Annotated in this window: 12 protein-coding genes; 6 read left to right on the forward strand and 6 right to left on the reverse strand. The window is 44.8% G+C overall.

The window, feature by feature from the left end; all coding sequences use genetic code 11:
* Window positions 1-82 precede the first annotated feature (82 nt).
* Window positions 83-2,152 (forward strand): DNA helicase IV, encoded by a 2,070-nt coding sequence (helD, locus tag ACWPOD_RS02690; RefSeq protein WP_006742784.1) that lies wholly within the window; start codon window positions 83-85, stop codon window positions 2,150-2,152.
* Between the two features lie 77 nt (window positions 2,153-2,229).
* Here the strand turns inward: helD and ACWPOD_RS02695 are convergent, their stop codons facing one another.
* Both ACWPOD_RS02695 and torT read right to left on the reverse strand, forming a co-directional pair.
* Window positions 2,230-2,685, reverse strand: coding sequence for a methylglyoxal synthase (locus tag ACWPOD_RS02695; protein ID WP_005376571.1), 456 nt, complete (start codon window positions 2,683-2,685; stop codon window positions 2,230-2,232).
* Between the two features lie 64 nt (window positions 2,686-2,749).
* Entirely contained in the window at window positions 2,750-3,799 is a 1,050-nt protein-coding gene (gene torT / locus ACWPOD_RS02700) for a TMAO reductase system periplasmic protein TorT (protein ID WP_456231663.1), read from the reverse strand.
* 43 nt (window positions 3,800-3,842) lie between these two features.
* On the opposite strand from torT, the gene torS reads away from it, so the two are divergent.
* Window positions 3,843-6,806, forward strand: a complete 2,964-nt coding sequence (gene torS, locus ACWPOD_RS02705; RefSeq protein ID WP_456231541.1) for a TMAO reductase system sensor histidine kinase/response regulator TorS — start codon at window positions 3,843-3,845, stop codon at window positions 6,804-6,806.
* 49 nt (window positions 6,807-6,855) lie between these two features.
* On the opposite strand, the gene ACWPOD_RS02710 is transcribed toward torS, so the two are convergent.
* The 3 genes from ACWPOD_RS02710 to ACWPOD_RS02720 all read right to left on the reverse strand — a co-directional run bounded on the left by ACWPOD_RS02710 (window position 6,856) and on the right by ACWPOD_RS02720 (window position 9,881).
* A complete protein-coding gene (locus tag ACWPOD_RS02710) occupies window positions 6,856-7,047 on the reverse strand; it encodes a hypothetical protein (protein ID WP_005376565.1) in 192 nt (63 codons plus the stop codon).
* Between the two features lie 18 nt (window positions 7,048-7,065).
* A complete protein-coding gene (locus tag ACWPOD_RS02715) occupies window positions 7,066-9,420 on the reverse strand; it encodes a fatty acid cis/trans isomerase (protein ID WP_031780574.1) in 2,355 nt (784 codons plus the stop codon).
* 89 nt (window positions 9,421-9,509) lie between these two features.
* On the reverse strand, window positions 9,510-9,881 hold the full coding sequence (locus ACWPOD_RS02720) for a winged helix-turn-helix domain-containing protein (RefSeq protein WP_456231542.1): 372 nt from the start codon (window positions 9,879-9,881) through the stop codon (window positions 9,510-9,512).
* A gap of 330 nt (window positions 9,882-10,211) precedes the next feature.
* On the opposite strand from ACWPOD_RS02720, the gene ACWPOD_RS02725 reads away from it, so the two are divergent.
* A complete protein-coding gene (locus tag ACWPOD_RS02725) occupies window positions 10,212-11,759 on the forward strand; it encodes an arylsulfatase (protein ID WP_074190583.1) in 1,548 nt (515 codons plus the stop codon).
* A gap of 123 nt (window positions 11,760-11,882) precedes the next feature.
* Here ACWPOD_RS02725 and ACWPOD_RS02730 read toward each other — a convergent pair whose 3' ends face one another.
* A complete protein-coding gene (locus ACWPOD_RS02730) occupies window positions 11,883-12,740 on the reverse strand; it encodes a LysR family transcriptional regulator (RefSeq protein WP_174856108.1) in 858 nt (285 codons plus the stop codon).
* 140 nt (window positions 12,741-12,880) lie between these two features.
* Between ACWPOD_RS02730 and ACWPOD_RS02735 the strand changes: the two genes are divergently transcribed.
* From ACWPOD_RS02735 to ACWPOD_RS02745, 3 genes are all read left to right on the forward strand, one after another.
* Entirely contained in the window at window positions 12,881-14,407 is a 1,527-nt protein-coding gene (locus ACWPOD_RS02735) for an arylsulfatase (RefSeq protein ID WP_006742790.1), read from the forward strand.
* A gap of 114 nt (window positions 14,408-14,521) precedes the next feature.
* Window positions 14,522-15,823, forward strand: a complete 1,302-nt coding sequence (locus ACWPOD_RS02740; RefSeq protein ID WP_167427425.1) for an anaerobic sulfatase maturase — start codon at window positions 14,522-14,524, stop codon at window positions 15,821-15,823.
* 85 nt (window positions 15,824-15,908) lie between these two features.
* Complete coding sequence (locus ACWPOD_RS02745) at window positions 15,909-16,892, forward strand: AAA family ATPase (protein WP_167427426.1); 984 nt, start codon at window positions 15,909-15,911, stop codon at window positions 16,890-16,892.
* The last annotated feature ends 12 nt before the right edge of the window (window positions 16,893-16,904 follow it).

Genomic DNA, 16,904 nt, shown 5'->3' on the forward strand with positions numbered 1-16,904 from the left:
ACTTAGGTGCTCGCCATTGCTACAATTTGGCGCCTTAAAATGATATAAATCGACAACTTCTAAATTAAAAGGCGCACGTTTCATGCAGCTCACTGCCACTAGCAAAGCACAGTTTTTTATTCAAAATGAGTACCATCACGTCGAAATAAAAGAGAACAGTGTTTTATTAAGCTCAATAGGCAGTGAAGAACATATTCCTTTTACGATCTGGAATGGCAAAGTTAGCGTAAAGCGTGGGTTGTTATGGAGCTCTTTGCAGTTTTTTGCTCATGAGCACGAAGGTAAACAACAAAGCTGGCTAGTACAAGGGCTACCGTGGCCACAATGCCGTAAGTTTGCTCTTGAAGCTGTTCGTCAGTATCAAGAATGGCACAATACTCAGTGCCGAAAACTGGCTGAGTATCTACCTAAGTGGGAAGAAGAGCTCTACAAACTTAAGCATCTTCCTGCCTATCTATCGCACTCTCAAGTGGTCTCCTGGGTGGAAAGTCTTAACCAAGAGTTAAGCGAAATGAAAACCACTCTAGAAGAAGCCAAAATGCGGATGCCGAATCGCATGGCGGAAATAGAACCTTGGCTTATTGATACGTCTGCGACGCTTGGTGAGCGTAATCGTGATTGGCTTGAGGAAGAACGTCCGAATTGGGAAGTGCTGTTTAATCGCATAGAATCTTCGCCTTTAAACTTATCCCAGCAATATGCGGTGTTGCTCAACGATGATCACAACTTAGTCCTTGCTGGCGCAGGCTCTGGCAAAACCAGTGTTTTAACGGCTCGAGTTGCATACTTGTTGCAAAGCCACCAGGCTCAAGCAGAAGAGTTGCTTATGCTGGCTTTCGGTCGTGATGCCGCGACTGAAATGAAAGAGCGTTTAGTGGATAAAGTAGGCATGGCCGCAGACGGTGTGCGTGTGAATACGTTCCATCAACTAGGCTTATATATACTCAATCAAGTTGAGCAACAGCCTGTTGAGATCAGTCCGTTGGCGTTAGATGACAACCAGCGAACAGCATGGTGTGTAGATTGGCTGAAAAAGCATTGGATGACGCCTACTAACTTTAAACGTTGGCAAAAACATTTAGACAAATGGCCGATTGCCTATTTAAAAGGGGACGATGAGTTAGGAAGTCACTCAGAAAACCCAAAACTGATCGCGTGGCTAGACTCTCAGTTGTCTCACTTAGCTGCGGTAGGGCTAACCAAAAAGCAAGTGCAAGAAAAGTTGGTAAATCACCAAGACTATACTCGTTTAAACAGCGAACTCGCCTTGTGTTGGCCATGTTTTACGGCGTGGCAGAAAATGCTTAAAGAAAGCAATCAAGTGGATTTCCCTACCATGATCAGTCGTGCGACAGATTATGTAAATAAAGGGAAATTTGTCTCCCCATGGCGCTTCATTATGGTCGATGAGTACCAAGATATCTCTCCAGACCGTTTAGCACTGATTGAAGCACTGTGTGAATCCACACAGAAACAAGCGGGGGCGACGTTGTTTGCGGTTGGTGATGACTGGCAGGCCATCTATCAGTTTGCTGGTGCGGACGTCGATCTTATCACTGGGTTTAAAGAGCGCTTTGCTCACTCTACCGTTCATCATCTAGATACGACTTATCGTTTCAACAATCAGATTGGTGATGTGGCAAACACTTTTGTGCAGCAAAACCCATCGCAATTGCCGAAAACACTCAATAGCCACAAGCAACGTAAGCAGAAGAGTGTGCATACCGCACCGAGTAACCAAGTTGAAAAGATCTTGGATCAATTGAATCAACAAGCCAAGCAAACCAAGTCAGTCTTATTGTTAGGACGTAATCATTATCATAAGCCCGACTTGTATGACGATTGGTTGCGACGTTTTCCTAATCTCGATATTCGTTTTATGACTTGCCATGCGAGTAAAGGGCGAGAGGCTGATTTTGTCATTATTCTTTCTGTGGATGAGGGGCAATTCCCTGCGAAGAAGAAGCAAATTCACATTGATGGCGCATTGACCGAGTCCAAAGACAAATTCCCTCACGCAGAAGAGCGCAGGCTGTTTTACGTGGCGATTACGCGTGCTAAAGAGAAGGTTTGGATTACGCACACTGGCGCCGGATCTGCATTTGTTCAAGAGCTCGTCAATGGTGATTATCCGATCATCACTTCGCGTTGAAGGCAGAGTTCTGAATTTTAGAAATAATAAAGGCGATACTCAGTATCGCCTTTACGTTATTCGGTTGGCATCAAAGCTTACATGCGTTCAGCAAGATACGCTTCGTAATCCGGTACTTCAATATCCACTTCTTGCTCAAGAAGAGGGGAGTTAAACAAGAACTTAGCGGTGGCTCGGTTCGTTGCCACAGGAATATTCCAAACGCTAGCAATACGAAGAAGCGCTTTAACGTCTGGGTCGTGAGGTACGGCGTTTAGCGGATCCCAGAAGAAAACGAGAACGTCGATTTTGCCTTCTGAAATGAGAGCGCCAAGTTGTTGGTCACCGCCCATTGGGCCACTGATCATGCTCTTAATGGCCAGTCCAGTTTCTTTGCTCAACATGTGTCCGGTTGTGCCAGTCGCGTAAAGAAAGTGACTCTGCAGTTTTTCTTTGTTTTCTTTTACCCAGCGAAGTAGCTCAGGTTTGCAGTTGTCATGGGCAACCAAAGCCACATGTTTGTGGGTTGGCATGGTACGAATGGTTTTTTGCATCAAGATGTTTCCGTTTGTATGATTTTAAAATTGTTGTTATTCAATAGAACACGTTTTTTGTCTTTCAATCAACAGCCTTAACACGGAATGTCGGCCTATATTCTGACGGAGATAACGATTCTTCGATCGTATCGTCATGAAGTGTCTTCGGAGTCAGTGGTTTGATCGTTGGTGAGGCATGTTTGTCATACGCTTCACCCCTTAAGTAATGCGCTGCTTGCATGACGGAAAGCCTGCCTTGCTGCACCATTTTATCTGTTGGTGCGAAGAGCACTTTGTTACGCAATAGTCCTCGGTAAACACCATGACTTAAGTATACAGAAACCAAACTGATCTCCTCAGCTTTGCCTGCGCTACGCAGTTCACTGATAGCGGCTTCAATCGCAACCGCGCTGCCAACGATATAATCTATATTTCCCATATCAATCACACGTTGAACCAAGTTACGCTGTAACTCTTTGTCGTTGTCTGCCCAAAACGAGTCAACGATGTTGATATCACTACCTTGGATCGCTTCATAAAATCCGGCAGTCACGGGCTTCGTACCTCCACGAGTACGCGGCCCCAAAAGTAAGGCAATGTTTGTTTTTCCTGATCCCTTTGGATGGCGAGCAGCCAGATATTTTCCTGCTTCGTATCCCATCCAGTGCCAGTCAACACCGACCGTACCTTTTAACAGCTCACTTTGCTCTTCATCCAGATCGAGTTGGTTCACAGTAGCAAAGACAGGAATGTTTCCGACCCAATTCTTAAGCGAATGTTCATAGGCCTGTGGGTCCACGGTCCCAAGGACAATCGCATCTGCTCCCCATTGGCTGCACAGTGCGAGTTGTTGCTCTTGACGCGTTTTGTTTGGATAGCCGCCTGCTTCAAGGACTCTCAGCTCGACGCCTTCTTTTTTCGCTTCGGACACCATTCCATAGTTTACGGATAACCAGTATGAATCCTTTAGGTGAGGGTAAATGGCACATACTTTTTCTGCTGCAACCACTGGTAAAGAAGCGACAAGGGCTAATGTGACTGCTGAATGTTTGAAAATTGTGCGAAATGCGTGTTGATTTTTAACCATGAAATGAAGTTCGTTGGCATAGATTAAGTAAACACTGCAAAATATAACGTAATATGTCGCTGAACACGAACATTAAGGTCATGAAAATATGTTGCTAGCAACCGCAAGCATCGGTCGTAAACTCTTGTTGTCTTTCATTGCGATGGCAATGCTGGTTATGTTATCGGCACTTATTGGTGTGTCTGGATTTTCTTTAGTTGCTAAGACGGAAAGAAATGTCGTGGATTCTGCAATTCCCGCCATGATTGAAGCGAGGCAAGTCTCTGAGTTGAGTACTCGCATCATTTCGTCTGTACAACTGTTATCAAACGCAAGAAACGAGCAGGAAAGAAAAGAGTCTGGACGTGTGCTTTTCGAACAGCTCGAATCATTGCTTACTCATATCAAAGAGCTGGGGAGTGAGTCGTTTGATTCTCAATTGCTAGAAGATCTCGAGAATAACGTCCAGAACGTTATCGACAACTTGGCAGAACTTGGTGTTTCGGTTGAAAGAAAGCTGTGGCTGGCAAAAGAGATTGATACTCGTGTCGAAGAGATGCGCTTACTGAGTGAAGAGTTGGAACAGCTAACTCGCACGCAAGTTCAGAACACGAGCACCATTGCCGTTGCTAACGTCACACACATCTATGACTTATTAGAATCGAATAAAAAATCGCAAGTTTATCAGGCACTAGATGCGCTGGTGGAAGTGGATCTAGATCTGACGGAGCGATTGCATGAGCTGCACTTATTGGCTTTTAAAATGCTGAATCAAATTGAAGAGGCTCGCACATTAACCAATATTGAGCGAATCCAGCAGGTGCAAAGTGATTTTGAAAGTAATCTCAAAATCATGAAGCGCCGTGTTCTGGCCGTAGAAGATCCCACTCGCTCCAAACAAATGAGCCAACTACTAACAGAGCTCGGTAAGCGTCAAGTCGTGTTCACTATTTTGATGCAGCAGTATGAGAATAATGAACAATCTCAACAACTGATGCAAAAGACACTGGAATTGTTTTCGGAACTGAATGGTACCGTAAATAAATTGGTTGATGATTCAAACAAAACGACGACCGTCGCTGTGGATGAATTGACGAGCACGCTGAAATTCGCTCAGTGGTCTCTAACGGTGATTTCAATTGTTGGTTTGATTGTGTTGGTGCTGATTTTATGGCGTGTTGTATACCTTTCTGTGGTTAAGCGATTGGCAGAGTACTCTGCCGCGCTGCTTTCTGTGGCGCAGGGTAACTTAGCCGTCGAGCTGGAAGTAAAAGGCAAAGATGAGCTAGCACATATGGGGCAAGCTATCATCACGGCTCGAAATACAGCGCAAGCGCTAAAAGTGGTCGCAGAGGGAGAAGCTCAAGCCAAGCGAGAGCTCGAAGAGCACAAAGAGCATTTGGAAGAGCTCGTTGAGCAACGCACTTCACAGTTAAAACAAGCGAACCGCCGTTTGAATGAAGAGGTTTTGAATCACGCGAAAGCTCGTAAGCAAGCAGAGCAAGCGAGTCGAGCTAAATCAGCATTCTTGGCGACCATGAGCCATGAGATCAGAACGCCGATGAATGGAGTGCTCGGAACAGCACGTCTGTTGATTGACTCCGGCCTCAACCCTATTCAAAAGCGTTATGCGGAAATCATTAACCGCAGTGGTAAAACGTTGCTCGCGATTCTGAATGATGTGCTGGACTACTCCAAGATTGAAGCAGGGCATTTAAAGATTCGCCACATGGGCTTCGATTTACACCAAATGGTTGAAGACACTTTCCAGTTAATGAACAGCCGAGCTCAAGAGAAGAAGCTGTTGTTTTCCTATCATATTGAAAGTGATGTAAGTCGCTATTGGAAAGGGGATGTCACCAGAATCAGTCAGGTTCTGAACAACCTCGTCGGAAACGCGATTAAATTTACTGACGAAGGTGAAATTGATATCTATGTGAGCCTCAACCCAGAGGATGAGTCGCAAGTCCTATTCGAAGTATCAGATACCGGGATAGGTATTGCCAAAAAAGATCAGAGAACGTTGTTTGATGCCTTCACGCAAGCCGAAGGTGGGATGAGTCAAACTGGAGGAACGGGGCTTGGCCTTGCCATCAGTAAACGAATTATTGAAGCGATGGGCGGTATTTTAGAAGTCGATTCTGAAGAAGGAGATGGCAGTCGATTCTGGTTCTCCATTCCATTAGAGGAAAGTGAGCCTGTTGAAACCGGTGCAGTGGCAACCGCGCGCTGCAAAGTGAAAGCGAAAGTCTTGTTGGTAGAAGACAATGAAGTAAACCGAGTGGTTGCGGAAGGCTTTTTAGAAAGCATGGGCCACCAGGTCGTGATGGCAGAAAACGGTTCACAGGCAGAGCAACTGATCAGCACGCAGGATTTTGATATCGCTTTAGTCGACATCAACTTGCCAGACTGTGATGGAACCGAGTTAATCCAACGTTTAAAACAAATTGAATGTAACAAACCAGCCAATAAAGCCCTTGCTGCTACGCCTATGATCGCAGTGTCTGCGCACGTTTTTGCCGAAGAAGTTGAGCGCTATTTAGCTGCAGGTTTTGACGGGTATTTACCTAAACCATTGGCAAAAGAAGCACTAGCGGCATTGATTCAGGATGTGCTGGATGGAAAACCGTTGTTATTGCCACAAAATGCCGACTGTACCCCGTTTGATCAAACTTCGTCTCAAGAACAAGCGATACAATCAAAGGTTGTTCAAGTCCCTAAAACAGAGGAATCAGATGTGGTCATCATTAACCCGAGCGTGATTGAGTCCGATATGAAAATCTTGGGCAGAGAGAAGATGTTGCACATCATTAATCTGTTTAGAACGACCAGTGCCGATGTACTAAGCAAGCTGCAAGCGTCTGCTGGTGGTAATGACAGTAAACAAGTGAAGAACCTTGCTCACAAACTAAAAGGCAGCGCAGGGAGTTTAGGGCTTACGGCATTAATGAACTCTTGCCAAGAAATTGAAGCTGCGCCTCAACCTTTAGATACCTACATGGCGACTAAAGATCAATTGGTGTCTCAAGTGTCTGAATCAATTCAAGCTCTTGATGAGTTGATGGCGAAGTAAATAAATTGCATCCCAAAAACAAAAACCTCCGGCAAGCCGGAGGTTTTTTCTATTCGGTCATGTCATCTTCCCACTCGAATCGAGTGTCTAGGGCATAAGGGTCGTCATCAAAAGGATGCTCCACTTTGCCACGCAAGTATTCGAGTTGATGCTCAAGCATGTTGACCGTTTCGTAGTCTCCCTCAGAACAAGCAACGTAAATCTGTTGTTCAAGAGCGGCAATGTTATCTCGGATACCCATGAGAACCCCCTTAAATCATCATCGATTCTCAAAACGATTATAGTCAAGTAATCCAAATTCGATCGGTTGTTTTGTACGGTACCAATTGTGCAGACGATCGCTAAACGGCCAGAATTTTTCTGAGCTTCTGCGAATCGCAAAATTATCCAACAACTTAACGTAATCGGATTCATTTTGGATGGCACTAAATTGATCGACAAATTCTTTTACTTGATTTTCGTTGATCGAGAAAAATGCCGCTGGGTAGCTTCCCACAACGCCACGTACGATGGTCATATCATCGTTAGCAAAGTCGCGGTTGCTTTCTTCATCAAACAAGCTAGAAATATTCGTGTGCGCATTATTGTGAAGTAGGGTGAATAACTCATCTTTTCCAGACTGGCTTCTCACCATAAGCATGGTGATTTGCGGAACGGTTTTCAGGCCTTCTCCACGAACTTGGCCAATACGTTGGAGCTGCTTTTCACTTTGAGCAGAAAGCTCAGTATCTTTAACCTCGTAGCGCGGAAGAAGAACATCTGAAACTCGTTCTCTAAGCAACTCGACTAACTCTGTTTTTGGATCGTCAGTTTTGTACTCGACGCTGGTTGGTTGGTTAAATGGCTTCACGTTGCGTTGTAAAAAGTCACTTAACTGTGGACTTTGATCTTTATACCAGCTTGATTGCAGTTCATGACGCATGTCGGTTGGCAGCAAAGAGATAAAGTTACTTTCGCCTTCCAGACGCAAGAAGTCCATGAACATTCGTGTCATGAGTTGGTGGCCGAAGTTGCCGTACACATCAAACCCAGCAACGAGCAAATAGTGGATGCGTTCTAGTAACGCGTAGTCAAGAATCCATACCGTTTTCGGCTGCTCGCCAACTAACCCTTGTACGACTGACGCGCTGTCAAAGTGGCGGAAAATCGTTAATGCCGCATTGTGGTTGGTACCATTACCGTCCCAAATTACGTCGGTGGATAGGTTTTCGCCTTCCTTAAACCAGTTATTGGTAAATTCAGACTTGGCTTCTAGGTAGCGAGCTTGCTGACGGGCGTATTTAACCCAGTTGGTAACAGGCAGCGTGTTGCTTTCCTGCTCTGCTGGCAGTCTTAGGTTATCAGCCTGAGAACGGTAAAACTCATTTACTTCAGGGATATCTGCTTTATCTGGATCTAGAAAGAATATCCAAAAGCGATCATTGATAACATTCAATGCAAGTTGGCCACGACAAACAGGCCCTTTAATGTAAGCCATGATCGTGTTTTGTGCATTGTCCAACATAAACTTGAAGCGTGATTTAACCGGAAGATCGATAAATGATGTCATCGGGTTTGCAGCAACTTCAGGTTCATAACTCGGTAGTTGATTAACTGTGTAATCAGCATCGATAAACCATGTGTTCCAGTTTTCAATACGTTGCTTGTTTAACGCGAACGGCATGTGCGTTTTATCTACAATCGTCCCTTGTTCTGGAATAATTCGATAAAACACGCGCTCAACCCCGGGATCATCGTACGGGCGACGTGTTGAAATACGTTTTACTGGTTGCCCCGGTGGAGTAGAAGAACGAACTAACGTAAAGAATCGAGGATCTTCAGTGAGTTCTGAAAAGTAGAGGTGAGACAAAAACAAATGCTCGTAAATATAGCGAGCCATCAGTTGATTTTTTAGATCAGCGCGATTGAGCAAAGTCTCATACTTGTCAATTTGAGCTTGCTCTTGTTCACTAATTGGTTGGTGAACGTTCATTATCGCGCCGTTTTCCAGCCAAGTCATCAGTGTGTGGTATTCACTGTTTGATAGGTTTGGCATACCAAAAGGCATTCCCCAGGTTGGGTTATCTTTTTCGTACTGTTCGTACTCTTCAATTGTTGGACAGGTTTGTTCTCGGTCTATCGAAAAATCAAAACCTTCTAACTGGACTTGATCAGGCAGCGGGTGGCGTTCTTTTTGTTGTAGCAAACGTGCAATGAGGCCTGCATCAATGTTGGCCGCCATGCTCTGATCACGTTCGTTAAGTACCGGATGAAAACCCGCATCGCGCCACTCTTGGGTTGTTTCTGCATCTTCGAATAAGCGTGTTGGCGCGGCGGCAGTAAGTCTTGTTCCTTCATATACCAGTGCTTTGCTCGCGCCACGGTCAATACCCTCAACGGAAGAAAGCTTAAGCTGACATGGTGCATCGTAGCACGCATGACAGACGACACAGCGGTTATCCATAATGGGTTTGACTTCGCTTTGGAAGAAGTTTGCTTGAGGTGTAGCCACGTCCGCCGTACGTTCACGAACGAGCTGTGGACCAAACAGTTGGTCATAGTTAAGGCCCGCATAGGTTGCACAGCCAGCAAACAATGTAGCAATGCAAAGTATAAAAATTAAGCGCAAATTCATTGAGTTATTTTACGTGATTAGAATTTGCATTAATTAAAGCAAAATAAGCGGTCAATTACCAAAAGTTGGAGCAATTCGCCGCGATTTCTTTACTTTTTCGCATGCTTAAATACATAACCTTGTCGATGAACGGTCTGAATTCGATCCGCTTTAATCCCTTCGCTAGCCAGTCGTTTTCTTATTCTACTAATGTGCATATCGAGTGCGCGGTCATGCTCTGAGAACGTGCGCTTCAGTACCGTTTCATAAAGGAAAGGTTTGCTAAGTACTTGATCTTGATAATGAGTCAGAGTACGGAGCAGCTCGAATTGAACGCGTGTAAGCTGAACTAACTTTTTGTCTGGCGGACGATTTATCATCACAGTATGGCTGTGCTTGTCCAGTACGAGCTCATATTCATTATTGAGACCGTTATCGGAAGCTGCCGTCTTAGGAGCAGACGAAAGGGTAGACTCAAACATATTGGCATTTTAATTATTAATGATAGTAAAAACTATTATCATTAATGTTGATGTGAAATCAATGCTGTATTTTATTTGTAATGCAATATGTCGGAGTCATATCAAAATTCTGATATGGAAGAAATAACTCTACGAGGGAACGAGCACCAATTTAAATCGCCAAATCAATAAGTACTACCACAATTTCTAAAGTAAATAATCAGCTATTTTGGGGACTAGAGCAGCTGTTAATGTCTCTAAAGTTCTTATTTCTAAGATTCGCTTATCCACTATTTCTAGACTATACATTCTGTTGCAGGAAGCTCTTTTCTAATACACACAGAGGTTTATATGACAGCGAAATATGGCGTAAAACGTCGATTAGCGATTCTTGCCGCCGCCTTAATTAGCGCGACAAGTAGCAGTATCGCGGCAGAGAAACCTAACATTCTCGTCATTTGGGGTGATGATATTGGCCAGTCCAATCTCAGTGCTTACACCTTCGGTTTGATGGGATACAAAACACCAAACATAGACAGCATCGCGAAAGAGGGCATGATGTTCACGGATTATTACGGTGAACAATCTTGTACTGCGGGCCGTTCTACTTTTATCACCGGCCAGACCGTCCTTAGAACGGGTTTAAGTAAAGTAGGGCTTCCTGGCGCAGATCTTGGCTTGAAGGAAGAAGATGCCACCATTGCCGAAATGTTGAAGCCGATGGGCTATATGACGGGTCAATTTGGTAAAAATCATTTAGGCGACAAAGACGAACACCTGCCTACTAACCACGGCTTCGATGAATTTTTTGGCAACCTTTATCACTTGAACGCCGAGGAAGAACCAGAAAACGTCGATTACCCTAAAGATCCAGAATTTCGTAAAAAATTTGGTCCACGAGGTGTTATTCGCTCGTACGCTGACGGCAAAATTGAGGACACCGGGCCTCTGACTCGCAAGCGTATGGAAACCGTGGATGAAGAGACGTTGGATGCGGCTCTCGATTTTATGGATCGTGCCGTCAAAGCTGAAAAACCTTTCTTCGTCTGGTGGAACGCAACGCGTATGCATTTCCGTACCCACGTGAAAGAAGAGAATTCGGGAAAAACAGGCATCAGTGAGTATGCAGATGGTATGGTTGAGCATGATAATCATGTCGGCCAACTACTGAAAAAAGTGGACGATTTGGGCATAAAAGACAACACGATAGTCTTTTATTCAACCGATAATGGTCCACACATGAACTCGTGGCCAGATGCAGGCACAACGCCATTCCGTGGAGAGAAAAATACTAACTGGGAAGGTGCGTATCGAGTCCCTGCGATGGTACGTTGGCCGGGTAAAATTAAAGCTGGCTCTGTCTCGAATGATATCATGCACCATATGGACTGGATGCCAACTTTCGTTGCTGCCGCGGGTGATGACAGTATCAAAGAGAAATTACTCAAAGGCTATAGTGCGAATGGTAAGAAATTCAAAGTGCATCTCGATGGTTACAACTTCCTGCCATATTTAACTGGCAAAGAAGAGAAAGCACCGCGTGAAGAGATTTTTTACTTCTCGGATGATGGAGACTTAACCGCACTTCGTTATAACAAGTGGAAACTGGTTTTCATGGAGCAACGAGCAAAAGGTACGCTGCGCATTTGGGCAGAACCATTCACCACACTTCGAGTTCCTAAGATCTTCAACTTACGTATGGATCCTTACGAAGTCGCTGATATCACTTCCAACACCTACTATGATTGGATGCTAGACCGTGCTTATATGCTGGTTCCTGCCCAAGCTTACGTAGGACGATTCCTCGAAACGTTTAAAGAGTTCCCACCAAGGCAAAAAGCGGCAAGCTTCTCGCTCGATCAGGTGATGGAGAAATTAAAAGAGAACCCAAATAAGTAGGCTAGTGCTACGTAAGCAATACGATGCAACCATATAGAAAAGAGGCTCATATGAGCCTCTTTTTTCCGTCTAATAGAAGCTTTAAGAGCAACGAATGACAAAGAAAATGCGAATCAATAAGGTCTACAAGGAAACTGGCTCGTAGTGGGCAGCCGTTAAGTTCGCTTTAATTTTTTCACGTAGCGCAATATGAGCAGGGTTGTTCATTTCTCGCTTGTGGTAAACAAACTTGTAAGGGATAGCGCATATAGAAATAGGGCAGTGCAGAACTTGAAGCTTAAGGGCTTTACTCCATTTGTTTGCAAAAGATTGAGACACTAAGCCTAAACAATCGCGTTGCGCGACGTACAACGCCATACCAGCAAGCGAAGATGTGATCAAATCGACTTTTCTCTCTTGAATAGTTTCTTGGGATAGCTGTTCAAAACCGCTCATGTTGTTCCATTTCCCTGAAAACAAACAGTGAGTTTCCTCATAAAACTGTTCTTTTGAGAGCGAGCCTTGCACGCGGGGATGATTTTCACGACAGATAATCACCGCCTCTTCTTCGTAGGCATCTTCAATAATAAATGCGGCATCTTTTGTGATAACAGTATCAATGACAAGATCGACTTTTTGTTGTCTTAGAAGCTCAAATAATAAGAACTTTTCGGGTGGCGATTCATAAAAAATAGTGTTCTTTATCGGGTCCATAATGTGCAATAAAATTTCGGAACAACACACTTCAAAATGATTCTTATCGGATATCGCATTATCAATGATATTAACCGCTTGCTGGAATTGCGGTAGCAGTTGATAGGCGGTGGATGTTAGTGCAATACCTCGCCCTTTTTTGACAAATAATTGCTTATCGACCACTTGTTCTAAACGCTTTATTGCAGCGCTCACAGCGGGTTGTGTCAGCCCCAATTGTTCCGCGGCTTTCGTATAAGATTGGAACTCCGCGACAACAAGAAAAGTTTGGATCAAATTCAAGTCCATAACGTTACTCATAAATTTAATTTATAGGTTAACTAATTCTGACTGCATTTATCGCCTGAAATTAGTGCTTTATCTTATATCAACAATGGTATTGAAAAGCGAATACCATTTTTACGCACTAGCGAACTCTTGGAGATAATATGAAAAATGCGACCAAAACGAGCAGTAAAAAACTCGTACTTAACGCATGTACGTTAGCATTAGGCGCTGCATCTGCAGTTGCACACGCAGCGGACAAACCCAACATTCTTGTCATCTTTGGTGATGATGTTGGTTACTGGAACCTTAGTACCTACAACCAAGGCATGATGGCGTACAACACGCCGAACATCGATAGCATTGCTAAAGAAGGTGCGAAGTTCACTAACTTCTACGCACAGCAAAGTTCGACAGCAGGCCGTTCTGCATTCATTACTGGTCAAATGCCAAAACGTACTGGTCTATCAAAAGTGGGCTTACCAGGCGCTCCGCAAGGTATCTCGGAAAAAGATCCAACGATTGCAACCGTGCTTAAGCAAATGGGTTATGCAACCGGACAATTTGGTAAGAACCATTTAGGCGACCGAGACGAACACCTTCCTACCAACCACGGTTTTGATGAGTTTTTCGGCAACCTATATCACTTGAACGCGGAAGAAGAGCCAGAGAACGTGGATTATCCTAAAGATCCAGAGTTCAAGAAGAAATTTGGCCCTCGTGGCGTAATCCACTCTTACGCTGACGGCAAAATTGAAGATACCGGTCCACTTACGCGTAAGCGTATGGAAAATGTTGACGGTGAATTCCTTGATGCCGCGGAAACCTTCATAGAAAAACAAGTAAAAGCGGATAAGCCGTTCTTTACTTGGTTTAACACCACTCGCATGCACAACTTCACGCATGTTCCTGAAGAATACCAAGGTAAAACAGGTGCTGGTTTCTACGCGGATGGTGTCAAGCAGCACGATGATCAAATCGGTCAGCTACTTAATAAGATCAAAGAGTTGGGTGTAGATGACAATACAATCATTGTTTACACCACTGACAACGGTCCTATGGTTGATTTGTGGCCTGATGCAGGGATGACACCATTCCGCTCAGAGAAAAACACTGGTTGGGAAGGCAGTTTCCGTGTGCCGATGTTGATTAAATGGCCAGGAAACATCGAAGCAGGTAAAACGTTCAACGGCATGATGTCATTAGAGGATTTCTTCCCGACATTGGTTGCTGCTGCGGGTGACACCAAAGTTAAAGATGAATTACTAAAAGGTAAGAAAGTTGGTGATATGGACTATAAAGTTCACCTAGACGGTTATAACCAACTGCCATATCTAACAGGTAAATCAGACAAATCTGCTCGTAATGAGTTCGTTTACTGGAGCGATGACGGTGATCTTGTGGCATTACGCCAAGGAAAGTACAAGTTCCACTTTATGATTCAAGAGAATGAAACGGGTATGGATGTATGGCGTAAACCATTCACTAAACTTCGTGTTCCATTGATCTTCGACTTGAGCATCGACCCATTCGAACGTGGTGACCAAGGTATGGGTTACTCTCGTTGGATGTACGAGCGTTCATTCCTAATGATGCCAGCGGTAGAGAAAGTGAAAGAGGTAATGGGTACGTTTAAAGAGTTCCCACCTCGCATGGAAGCAGGTTCATTCGTACCTAAGTCTTCTAAGTAATAAAGAACATCGATAATCCATAGCGCTCTTCGGAGCGCTATATACCCAAATAGCTTCCCGCTTACTGCACTACGCTTACGAGGTTATTTGGGTATATTTAATAGTGAGAAACGTATGAGTAAGATTTCCCCTCGCCATTCTACTACCATGCCTATTGTTCCTCTTAAAACGGCTTCTAAAGCACCGGTTTCGGGCGCGTATGACCGTCGATTCCATGTGATGGCAAAGCCGGGCGGAGCAAAATGCAACATCGATTGTCAGTACTGCTTTTATCTGCATAAAGAAAATCTACTGCACCAAGAAAAGCAGCCAAAAATGGACGACGCTACATTGGAAGCGTTCGTGAAAAACTACATCGAAAGTCAGGATGGCGAAGAAATTGTGTTCTCATGGCAGGGTGGGGAGCCAACGCTGCTTGGGTTGGACTATTTCCGCAATGTCGTAGCTCTGCAAAAGAAACATCAGCCGAAAGGCGTTCGCATTGAAAACGACCTTCAGACCAACGGCATTTTGCTAAACGATGAGTGGTGTGCGTTTTTAAAAGAGCACAACTTCCTAGTTGGCTTGTCGATTGATGGGCCACGAGAGCTGCACGACAAATATCGCAAAACCCGCAGCGGTAAGCCGACGTTTGATCTGGTGATGAAAGCGGTAGATAGGCTCAAAGCGCATGGCGTGAAATTCAACGCGTTGGTGACGGTGAATCGTCACAATGCGAAATACCCGCTCGAAGTGTATCGATTTTTAACCCAAGAATTGGGTGTGACATACATTCAGTTTGCACCGGTGGTTGAAGCGAACGACTTCCAAACAACCGCACCGCAGTTTTGGAACGAACAGATGATCCCAACCAAAGGCAGTGATCTGGCGAAACCGGGTCATCCAATGTCTGTTGTGACGGATTGGTCGGTCGATCCTGAAGACTGGGGACGCTTTTTAATGGCGACCTTTGAAGAATGGGTGAATAACGATCTTGGCCGTGTACTGGTTAACCTGTTTGAAACCGCGGTAGCGCAAGTAATGGGGAAACCGTCTCAGCTTTGCGTGACAGCTGAGTTTTGTGGCAAAGGCTTGGCGATTGAGCACAATGGCGACGTGTTCAGTTGCGACCACTATGTGTACCCAGAATACAAGCTCGCCAACATTCATGAACACTCATTGAATGACATGGCCTTCTCTACACGACAATACACCTTTGGCATGGCAAAACGCGAATCTTTGCCGACGTATTGTAAGCAGTGTCCCTACTTGCCTTATTGCTGGGGCGAGTGTCCGAAAAACCGTCTGATCAAAACGCCGAATGGCGAGGCTGGACTAAACTATCTGTGTTCGGGAATCAAAATGTTCTTTGATTACGCGTTACCGATGTTGGTTGGTCTTGCACAGCTTCTCCAATCTGAAGAACCGCAAAGATAGCATAGTGAATATAACCTTAAGTTATTTCATTTGTTCTTATACTTAACTATTGAAAAGACGGCTTAAACCACTGAAAAGGTACCCTATGAACCACGCACAACAAGCGATAAAAGAACTCATCGAACAAACAGAAAAAAGCGTCATTGGACAAAGCCACGTGGTTCGAGCTTTAGTCATCGGGTTATTAACGAACGGGCACATTCTTCTAGAAGGTTTGCCGGGAACGGCAAAAACACGTTCTGTAAAATCGTTGGCCAACTTGTTAAACACCAGTTTTGGGCGAATCCAGTTTACGCCGGACCTTTTACCATCAGACGTGACGGGGACCGAGGTTTATCAAGAGTTGGATGGCAAGCCGCAACTTCATTTTCAACCAGGGCCAATTTTTAACAGCATAGTGCTTGCCGATGAGGTCAACCGTGCGCCAGCCAAAGTACAAGCCGCACTGCTTGAAGCCATGGCCGAAGGCACAATCACGGTAGGCGATAAAACTCACGTATTGCCAGACTTGTTTATGGTGCTTGCAACGCAAAACCCAGTAGAACAAGAGGGCACGTACCCGCTGCCAGAAGCGCAAATGGACCGTTTTATCATGAAGGTTACCGCCGATTACCCAGAAGACGACGCTGAACGTGACATCATTCGTTTGGTGCGCAGTGAAGAATTAGGTGCGGAAACCAGCAGCGAAATTGTTACGCCAAAACACATCGAGCCAGACGTGGTGCTAGAAGCGCGCCGTCAGTTACCAAACATCGTGGTATCAGACCTAGTGGAGAACTACATTGTCGCGTTAGTGATGGCGACTCGTAAGCCAGAGCGTTATGCCGATTCAAACTTAGCAAAATGGATTGAGATTGGCTCTAGTCCTCGTGCTTCCATCGCACTAGACAAATGCGCTCGTGCGTATGCGTGGATGCAAGGACGTGACCATGTCACTCCTGATGATGTGCGAGCCATGGTTCCGTCTGTACTGGGCCACCGTTTTTCTTTGACCTACGATGCACTAGCAGACGGAGTCGATCACCAACGCGTCGTGCAAGAGCTGCTAGATTGTGTAGAAATTGGGTAAGCGGGAGGCATT

The organism is Vibrio sp. JZG120 (assembly GCF_053890955.1).